Genomic DNA, 8214 nt, shown 5'->3' with positions numbered 1-8214 from the left:
ATTACCGATTCGTCGATGCACAGGCAGTATTGGCGGGCGGCGGGGAAGCCGGCTTTGTTCAAGGCGTCCATCACGCGGAATTCGCGGTCGATGGCATGGGCCGACGGCAGCAGCTTGTCGGCAGGGGCAGGCTTGGTGCGCAGCACGTAGCTCTGGCCGCCAATGGTCAGCTTGAAGGTCGGATTGGATTGGCCGCCCTTGAACTGTTCCACCGTCAGTTCGCCGTGCGGATAGCCTTCCACGTGCTGGCGCAAATAGGCGTCCAGCGCGGCCGTGTCAAAGCGGTGGCGCTCCGAAACGGCCTTCGTTCCCATGAATTCCTCGAACATAGCGTCTCCTTGTTGAGCGGCTATCGTACACCAGAAAAGAACGGGCGTGCTATTTGTTTTGCTGAAAAGTGACGCGGAACTTCATGTATTCGGCCAGCAGCTGTTCCATGGTGGTGGTGCGTGTTTCGGTCTGCAGGGGCGCTGGAGGGGAATAGTTGGAGAAACGCAGTACCCAATCCTGTTCCGCTGCGCCGACGTCTAGCGCGTTGATGCAGCCCGCCGTCTGCGACATGCCGCCGAAGAAAGTGCGCTGGCCGCCGGTCAGGGCGTAAGACAGGATGGCGCGGTTGACGCCGCCGTGCAGCACCAGCAGTACCGTGTCCCAGTTTTCGTCGGCGCGCAGCCTGGCCAGGGCCGGGTGTACGCGGTCCATCAGCTCGCCCACGGATTCGCCGCCGAGGAAGCGTTTGTCCTCCGCCACCACGCCTTCGAAGGCGCCGGTGAAGGCGGCCTGGATCTGCTCATCGGGAATGGCGGACAGGCGGCCGCCGCGGATTTCCTCGAGCTCCGGCCAGATTTCCAATTCGATCTGCTGCCCGGTTTCGGCCAGCGCGCGCCGGGCCGTTTCGACGGTACGTGGCAGGCCGGAAACGATCACACGGTCAAACCTTAGCTGCTGGCGCGCGAATTCCTGGCCGGCGGCGCTGGCTTGCACGCGGCCCGCTTCGTTGAGTGGCACGCTTTCTGGCAGGAAGGGTTTGCCGGTGGCGTCGAAATAGGTAACGCTGCCGTGCCGCATCACGAAGATGCGGCGGCGGGATTGATTGGGAGTATTCATTTTTTTAGCGTACCAGATATTTATGCAACCCAATGGTTGCATTTCGATCGTGCGTGTTCTACCATGCCGGGCAAGGAGGATGAACCCATGACTGATCGTATCGAAAAGCAAATCACCTTGAAGGCGCCGGTTTCCCGCGTGTGGCGCGCGCTCACCAATCACGAGGAATTTGGCGAATGGTTCCGCGTGAAGCTGGACCAGCCTTTCGCACCGGGTCAGCCCAGCACGGGCCATATCACGCATCCAGGCTATGAGCATGTTCGCTGGACCGCGACCGTGAAGGAAATCGTGCCGGAGTCCTTGTTCTCGTTCAGCTGGCATCCGTATGGCATCGACCAGAAGGTGGATTATTCGAAGGAGGAGCCAACCCTGGTTGAGTTCCGGCTGAAGGYTCTCGATGGCGGCACGCTGCTGACCCTCACCGAATCGGGCTTCGACAAGGTGCCGGAGCATCGCCGCGCGGAAGCTTTCCGCATGAACGATGGCGGCTGGACCCAGCAAATGCAAAACATCGCGGACTATGTCGCTGCGCACCCTTGAACGTGCGGCGCAGGTCCAGGCGCCGGTGTTCTCGGCGCTGGGAGATCCCACGCGCCTGTGGCTCGTCGGCCGCTTATCGGACGGCGAGCCGCAGAGTATTTCGGAGCTGACGGCCGGGTCGTCCCTGACGCGGCAGGCGATCACCAAACATTTGGCGGTGCTGGAAGGCGCGGGCATCGTCCGCAGCCAGCGTGCGGGGCGCGAAAGCCGCTTCGCGCTCGATCCGCAGCCGATTGCCGATGCACGTGCCTATCTCGATCACGTGTCGGCGCAGTGGGATGCGGCGCTGGCGCGTCTGAAGGCCTTTGTTGAAGACTAGAAGAAGATGGCGGTGCGCGTGATGATGCTGCCGTTGTTGGTGTAAGGGCCGGTGGCGCGCACCGAGCCGGTGTCCGGCTTGCCGTCGTCCAGTTTCGAGTCGATCTGCTCGGAGAAGGTGTCGGGCAGGTTGTCGAAGCGGATGCCATTGCCGCCGCGTCCACCCACCACGTCGTTGTAGATGTAGACGGCGCCGCCCTGGGCGCTGGTCATGAAGTCCGTGGTGCCGTTGTAGGAGCCGGTGATCAGGCCTGCCAGCGCGAGGTGCTGGGGCGCCAGCTGGTATTCGGTGATCTGGCCGTCGCCATTGCCGTTGCCCGTCGCGCCGGGAACATGGGTGGTAGCCATGATGTCGTCACCAGGCAGGGCGCGGAAGCGGTCCTGATAGGCGTTGACGGCAGCCTGCAGCGACTGCGACTGCTGAATCACATTCTTGACTTTCGCGCTGTCGATCAGGCTCTGTCCTTTCAGCACCCCGCCCAGCAGCAGGCCGATGATGACAAGGACGATGGCGATTTCAACAAGGGTAARGCCGCGTTGGGACATGGGTTTTTCCTTTCGTGGATGCATTATCTTAGCGCTGCGTCAGGCGGGGTGGCGCGCGTTTCCGTGGCTTGCAATCTGCGCTCCAGAAGGCGCAACTCGCTGGCATCGGTGATCTGGCCCGTGGTGAGCATCGCGCCGGCAAGGCGGCGAGTGGCTTGCAATTCTGTGCCTGCCAGCAGCGGCTGCAGCTCACGCGCCCATTGCGGCGCTTCGCTTGCCTGCGCGCGCAATTCGGCCGCGTAGCGCTGCGCTTGTTGTGGATCGTGCAGACGATGCTGCGCGATCAGGGCGGCATGCGCGAGCCAGGGCCAGCGCCGGTTTGGATCTTCCTTGAAGCGGTCGTGTACAAAGTCGAGCATTGTCTGCACACGCGGCGGGTCCTGTACGGCGGTGTACAGTTCCGACGCGGCCAGCAGAGGGTATTGGCTGCGCGGGGCGAGGTCCAGCGCGCGTGCGAGCCAGTCGCGCAGATGGCCGTAATCCATCTCGCGCCAATGCACGTTCGGATCATCGTAGGCCTGCAGGTAAAGCATCGCCACCTTCGACGCCGCTTCCGGCTCGCCAAGGCTTGCCAGTCTTAACGCAGCTGCGGACGGCGCTTCCGGCAGGTCGCGTGCATCCGCTCCCGCCGCAGCGCCGGTCCAGCGCCAGGCAATCTGCGCTCCCAGCGCAAGCAGCAACACCGCCGCAACGGCCCGTGGTACGCGCGGCTGGCGTGCGCCGGTTACGCGCGGCGCGGCGGGGGCCTGTGGCGGCGTCGAGGAGGGCAAAGGTCGGCGCATCAGAAGTCCTTGCGGTGCAGGTCGAATGCGGTGGCGGCGGCGAGCAGCGCCAGGTAGATGGCGGTCTGCACGGCGATGTGGGCGAGCGTCGCAACGCTGCCGGTCGCATAAAGCAGCCATCCTGTCTGCGTGAACTGATCGAGGCGCGGCAGCAGCATGGCGATGGCGTCGATCGCGGAGGTGATGGCATGCCGCGTGCTGTCGGCGCCGCTGGGCGCATGTCCCAGCAGTTGCAGCGCCCCCAGGCTGCGCGACAGGATGTAAAAGCCCGTCACTACAGCCAGTGCCGGCAAGGGACGGCTCATCGTCATGGTGCAAAAAACCGCAAACTCGGCGACGATCCACAGCTCGCAGAGTAGTGATGCGGACCACAGTGCGGCCTGCGCCGGTGCGGCAAAGAACGCGAGCAGGCCGCCGAACAGCGCAGCGGGTAGCAGGGCGAGCGCACCAAAGCCAAGCAGTTTGCCAGCCAGCCAGGCCGTGCGCGGGAGCGGCAAGGCCAGCAGCAACTCCGTACCTTTGTCCTGCGCTTCGCGGGACATGCTGGTCACCACGAAGCTGGCCAGCAGGAAGACTGCGGACAGGCGCAGCGCCGTGGCCAGTAAAGCCGCCTGCGTTTCGCGCGCCTCGGTGAGTGCGATGGCGGACAGGAAGCCGGATAGACCAACAGAGCCGGCCAGCGCGGCCAATAGCAGCCACAAGACGCGGCTACGCAGCGCCTCCAGCACGGTGAACTGTGCAATGGCCATCGCCGCCGCGCGCGTGGACGGACGATGGCTGATACGTTTCGCCGCGCCCGGGCCGGTCGAGCGGGCGGCCGGTGCCGCTGGCTCGGACGAGTCGGCGGCCGGTGATACTGGCTCGGACGAGGTGCGGTGACGGGAGGTGCTCATGGCAACCTCTGGGCCGCGAGCATGCGGTTGTAGAGAATATTCGGCGACAGCCATACCACTTGATCGTCGTAAGCCCCGCCGGGTGCGGCGGCGTTGTCGGTCGCGGTGCGCGAGATAAAGGCACGGCCGTCCGGGCTCATGTTGGTCTTCTCGTCGATATTGCCGCTCCCGGCATCGGCCATGCGTACGCCGGCGTCGCTGTACCCACCGTAGCCGTTATGCCCGTGCGACAGAATCACCGCCGGAATATCATTGCTCGCGCTGGCCGACACCAGATTGCCCAACGCATCGCGGCTGGCGATGGTGATATCGCGCGGCGTATTCAGGCGGAACACATTGGCGCTGTCGGTAAAGGCCGGCGTCACGCTGTACAGATAAAGGTGGTTCCAGCTATCCAGTTTGGGCAGCCCGAGGGTCGCCCACGGCAGAAAACCGATGCGCCGCTCATTGGTGCAGCGCGCGCCTTCGCGGTCTTCCAGTCCGTTGGACGCCGAAATCGCCGGGCAGGGCAGATAGCCGTTGCGCACGGCGAAACCGGCCAGCGCATCGCGCGCATCCTCCATCGCCCGCTGCGTATCGGCCACGCGGCGCTGCTCCAGTTGCACGCCAAGCGGCGTAACGAGGCCGCCGATCAGCAGGCCGACAATCACCAGCACGATCGCCATTTCCACCAGCGTGAAGCCTTGTGCGCGCTTGCTCATGGCAGTGTTTTGGCCGCAGCCATCCGGTTGTACATGATTTGCAGTGGCACGACGGCCAGCAGGTCGTCAAACTCGCCGCCGGGACGGCGTGGGTCGTCACTGGCTGCGCGGCCAATGAAGCCAATCGAGGCGCTGTCATTGCCGATCTCGTCCAGATTCGCCACCGTGCCATTGGCCTGACGCAGGCCGTTGGCGTGCGTGCCCAGATTATTGCGTCCCTGCGACAGCACCACGGCCGGCGCGCACTGCGCGGCCAGCTGGCACTGGTCCTGTCCCACGGTGTAGAACAACAGGCCCTGTCCATCACGTGCCTGCACCCGTTTGGTGGCGATGGCGGACACGCGCTGGACTGGCGGCGTGGTGAATACCGGCGTGACCGCATAACGCAGCACCTTGCCCCAGCTGTCCACGCCTTCCACGCCCAGATCGACCCAGGGCAAAAAGCCGCTGCAATCCTCCTCGCCGCTGCAAGGTTCGGAACGTTCGCGGCCATCCGTGGCCGAGATGGCGGGACGCGGCAAGCGGCCATGCGTCGCGGCGAAGCCCACCAGCGCATCGGTGGCGCGGCCCAGTGTTGCGATGGTGCGCCGTTCGCGAATCTGCTCAACGCTGGAGCGCGAGAATGCGCTGATGAGCAGGCTGGCTGCCGCCACGCTGGCGACCACCATCAGCAACAGCAGCGCGGCGCCGCGCTGGCGAATGGGCGGGCGGCGGCTACTGGCCGATTTCACGGATGGCTCCTGTGTCCGRATCATAGCTTTGCCCCGGTTTCAGCACGATGGTTTTGCCGTCCACGCTGACCCGCGCAGCTTTCCCGTTATTTGCCGAATGCGCCTCGCGCGCCTCGTCGTTGACAAAGACCGTAGTGCGGCCATTGCTGCGGCGGATCATGCCCGTCAGCTGGACCGGCTCCGGCGGCGGGGCCGGCGCAGCGTCGGCGCCCGAAGAGGCGGCACCCGGCATTGCGCCCGGCGTACCGTTCATCGGCGCCGTGGCGCCCAATGCACCGGGCGCGCCAGGACCGGCGGCGGGACCGGCCTGGATTGCCGCGCCACTGTTGCGCAACTGATCCAGTTGCGCACGCTCACCCGGCGTGGTGAACAGCCTGCCCATGGTGATGAAGGTCTGGGCGCCGGCTTGCTCCGCCGCACCGGCGGCAAGGAGCAGGATGAACAGGACCAGCAGCGCTGGCAGAAGGCGTACAGTCTTCATGGTGCTGGCCTCCGCGGTGTGACGGTAGCAACGGGGATCAGCGTCAGCCAGTCCAGCGTGCAGTCGGCGTTGAGCGAAGGCGCCAGCGGCGTGGTGCCGGCACTGGATGCGCGGCGGATCGCGCAATCCTGCACGGTGAATGTGCCGGTCTGGCGCAGGTCGCCCAGGAACTGGAACAGATCCAGCTCGTGCAGCAAATCCATATGCAGCGCCATGCGGCTGCCGCGCAGCTGATAATCGCCGGTGGGCAGCCGCGTCTCCAGCGTGTAAGGCTGCTGTGGTTCGATCTCGTAACTCAATGGCAGCAGCTTGCGCTGTTCCTGAATCTGGCGGATCGCCTCCACCCAATCCAGCCGCCGCTCATTGCCGATCAGGCCACGGCGCCGCAGTTCGAGGAATTGCGGCTGATAGAGGCGGATCTCGGCCTTCTCCGTTTCGGCGTGCACCAGCCTGGAACGGGATGCGTCGCGCGCCGCGAGCGCCGCCGCTTCGGACTGGCGGGCGGTGTCCATATGCCAATAACTGGCGAAAACGGCGGCCGCCGCGATGCCGATTGTGCCGGCGAAGGTGACGGCGGCCTTGCGGATCTGTGCAAACTCCCGCAGCCAGTCGGGCATCGGGAGTCGCACGGGGGCGTTGATGGATCGGGCCATCATGGCTGCCACGCCAGGTTAAGAGTGAACCTGGCGCGCTCGGTCATGGCGCCAGGCGCGCCCGCTTTGCCACTCAGTTTCACGTTGGGCCGCACGTCGAAGGGCAGTTGCTCGACCTGCACTTCCATGCGCGGCTTGCGCGCCAGTTCGCTGGTGAACTGGCTCATGGCCATCAGCACGTTGCGGTATTCGTTCTGGTCGACCAGCACCTCGGCCTGTAGCCGCAGCACCTGCGGCGGCGCCTTCGGAATGCCAAGCAGCAGGGACGATTGCGGCGCCACCAGGGCAGCGCTGGTCGCGGCCATCGGGTTCATGGTGGTTTCGGTCACCGGATGCGAGCCGGGCACGTTGGCGCGCCACTCCAGCTGCGTCAAGCGGATCTGCGGCGAGCGTTCCAGCGCATCACTCACCATATTCATCATCGCCAGTGGCCACGGACCCTGGCGCGCCACCATCTGATCGATCGTGACGGCGGCCTTCATATTGATGGTCTTGTCCATCGCCGGCGGCATGTCCGACATGCTTCTGGCGTAGCTCTGATCATAGTGCCGGGTTTCCACGGCCAGGTCCTTGCTGTGGGAGGTCGCCACCGCATAGTGGATCAGATTTGCCACGGTCCAGATCAGACATGCAGCACCCACCACTGCGCTGGATGCGTACAGCGCGACGCGAATTTGCCAGAAGCGGAAGTAGCGTCCCTTTTCGCCCAGCGGATAATGGCTGGGCGGCTGTTCTTCGGCCAGCCAGTGCAGAAGCAGACCGTCGGCCAGGGGCGGTGCATCGTCCATGCCGAGTTTTTCGGCGGCCGCTTCGATGGGCTCGAAGTGATAGTAAAGATCGCTCCGGTCCGCGCACGCGGCCGACAAACGTTCAATCGCCTCGGCCGGCGTAATCACTACCGTGTGCAGGATTTCTTCACGCGCCAAAAAGTGAGAGCTGTTGAGGAACTGCCGTGTGCGCGCCGTTTCGGCGGCGATCATGGCCGGATCGGCGGACTGGCCATTCGCCTGCACCAGGCGGGAGAATTTCAGCGCGCCGTCGTGGAAATAGATTTGGCGCATGCCGGCCGAATGTTCGCTGACCAGCAGCAGGTGCTGGTAACCCAGCCTTAGTTCGTCCAGCAGATCCGCCCAAAGCAGGGTGGCCGAGTAGACTCCGGCCAGCGGTGTTTGCTGCTGTTCGATGACGTCGATCCAGGTGGCCAGCAGAGCAGGGTTGGTGAGGGCGGTCAGCAGCACGCGGTCGTCGCGCCGGCCTTCCTCGTCCCGGCCCTGCTGCAGGGCGGTCCGGTAAGGCGTATCGCGGAAGGCTTGCGCGACGCGGCGCGCCAGCAGGTCGCGGCCGGCGCGGCCCGTGACATGCGGCAGCAGCTGACGCTGGAAGTCTTCTTCCACCAGGTCCGCGATCAGGAATGCCGGAACGCGGCCGTGCTGGGCGAGATAGTTGGCGAACGCCGTGAGGC

General features: G+C 65.0%; 12 protein-coding genes. 2 read left to right on the top strand and 10 right to left on the bottom strand.

The features are described 5' to 3' along the window. Positions 1 to 329: phosphotransferase (locus tag AB4Z11_RS15305; protein WP_442026106.1), on the bottom strand; the 329-nt coding region annotated here is incomplete at its 3' end. Positions 330 to 378: 49 nt separating this feature from the next. Continuing rightward, positions 379 to 1107 carry a histidine phosphatase family protein gene (locus tag AB4Z11_RS15300; RefSeq protein ID WP_442026105.1) on the bottom strand — a complete coding sequence of 243 codons (729 nt, stop codon included), beginning with the start codon at positions 1105 to 1107 and terminating at the stop codon, positions 379 to 381. Positions 1108 to 1194: 87 nt separating this feature from the next. On the opposite strand from AB4Z11_RS15300, the gene AB4Z11_RS15295 reads away from it, so the two are divergent. Next, positions 1195 to 1647 carry an SRPBCC family protein gene (locus tag AB4Z11_RS15295; RefSeq protein ID WP_442026104.1) on the top strand — a complete coding sequence of 151 codons (453 nt, stop codon included), beginning with the start codon at positions 1195 to 1197 and terminating at the stop codon, positions 1645 to 1647. After that, a complete protein-coding gene (locus AB4Z11_RS15290) occupies positions 1628 to 1966 on the top strand; it encodes an ArsR/SmtB family transcription factor (RefSeq protein ID WP_442026103.1) in 339 nt (112 codons plus the stop codon). Before AB4Z11_RS15295 ends, AB4Z11_RS15290 begins: the two co-directional genes overlap by 20 nt. On the opposite strand, the gene AB4Z11_RS15285 is transcribed toward AB4Z11_RS15290, so the two are convergent. From AB4Z11_RS15285 to AB4Z11_RS15250, 8 genes are all read right to left on the bottom strand, one after another. Then, positions 1963 to 2511, bottom strand: a complete 549-nt coding sequence (locus AB4Z11_RS15285; RefSeq protein ID WP_442026102.1) for a prepilin-type N-terminal cleavage/methylation domain-containing protein — start codon at positions 2509 to 2511, stop codon at positions 1963 to 1965. The two genes, AB4Z11_RS15290 and AB4Z11_RS15285, sit on opposite strands and share 4 nt — an antisense overlap. A gap of 23 nt (positions 2512 to 2534) precedes the next feature. Beyond that, on the bottom strand, positions 2535 to 3293 hold the full coding sequence (locus AB4Z11_RS15280) for a hypothetical protein (RefSeq protein WP_442026101.1): 759 nt from the start codon (positions 3291 to 3293) through the stop codon (positions 2535 to 2537). Continuing rightward, the gene (locus AB4Z11_RS15275; RefSeq protein ID WP_442026100.1) at positions 3293 to 4186 is read right to left on the bottom strand and encodes an ABC transporter permease; all 894 of its coding nucleotides are present in this window, start codon (positions 4184 to 4186) and stop codon (positions 3293 to 3295) included. Before AB4Z11_RS15275 ends, AB4Z11_RS15280 begins: the two co-directional genes overlap by 1 nt. Next, positions 4183 to 4887, bottom strand: coding sequence for a type II secretion system protein (locus tag AB4Z11_RS15270; RefSeq protein WP_442026099.1), 705 nt, complete (start codon positions 4885 to 4887; stop codon positions 4183 to 4185). The genes AB4Z11_RS15275 and AB4Z11_RS15270 overlap by 4 nt, the downstream gene beginning before the upstream one ends. Then, positions 4884 to 5618 carry a hypothetical protein gene (locus AB4Z11_RS15265; RefSeq protein WP_442026098.1) on the bottom strand — a complete coding sequence of 245 codons (735 nt, stop codon included), beginning with the start codon at positions 5616 to 5618 and terminating at the stop codon, positions 4884 to 4886. The genes AB4Z11_RS15270 and AB4Z11_RS15265 overlap by 4 nt, the downstream gene beginning before the upstream one ends. After that, positions 5602 to 6099, bottom strand: coding sequence for a hypothetical protein (locus tag AB4Z11_RS15260; RefSeq protein ID WP_442026097.1), 498 nt, complete (start codon positions 6097 to 6099; stop codon positions 5602 to 5604). Before AB4Z11_RS15260 ends, AB4Z11_RS15265 begins: the two co-directional genes overlap by 17 nt. Further along, entirely contained in the window at positions 6096 to 6755 is a 660-nt protein-coding gene (locus AB4Z11_RS15255; RefSeq protein WP_442026096.1) for a hypothetical protein, read from the bottom strand. Before AB4Z11_RS15255 ends, AB4Z11_RS15260 begins: the two co-directional genes overlap by 4 nt. Beyond that, a partial coding sequence (locus AB4Z11_RS15250; RefSeq protein ID WP_442026095.1) for a hypothetical protein occupies positions 6752 to 8214 on the bottom strand: 1463 nt, incomplete at its 5' end. The genes AB4Z11_RS15255 and AB4Z11_RS15250, both read right to left, overlap by 4 nt.

It is taken from the genome of Pseudoduganella sp. RAF53_2 (genome assembly GCF_052113985.1).
Classification (GTDB): Bacteria; Pseudomonadota; Gammaproteobacteria; order Burkholderiales; family Burkholderiaceae_D; genus Rugamonas.
Note: the sequence above shows the minus strand (reverse complement) of the source record. Positions and strands in the feature narration are given on the sequence as shown.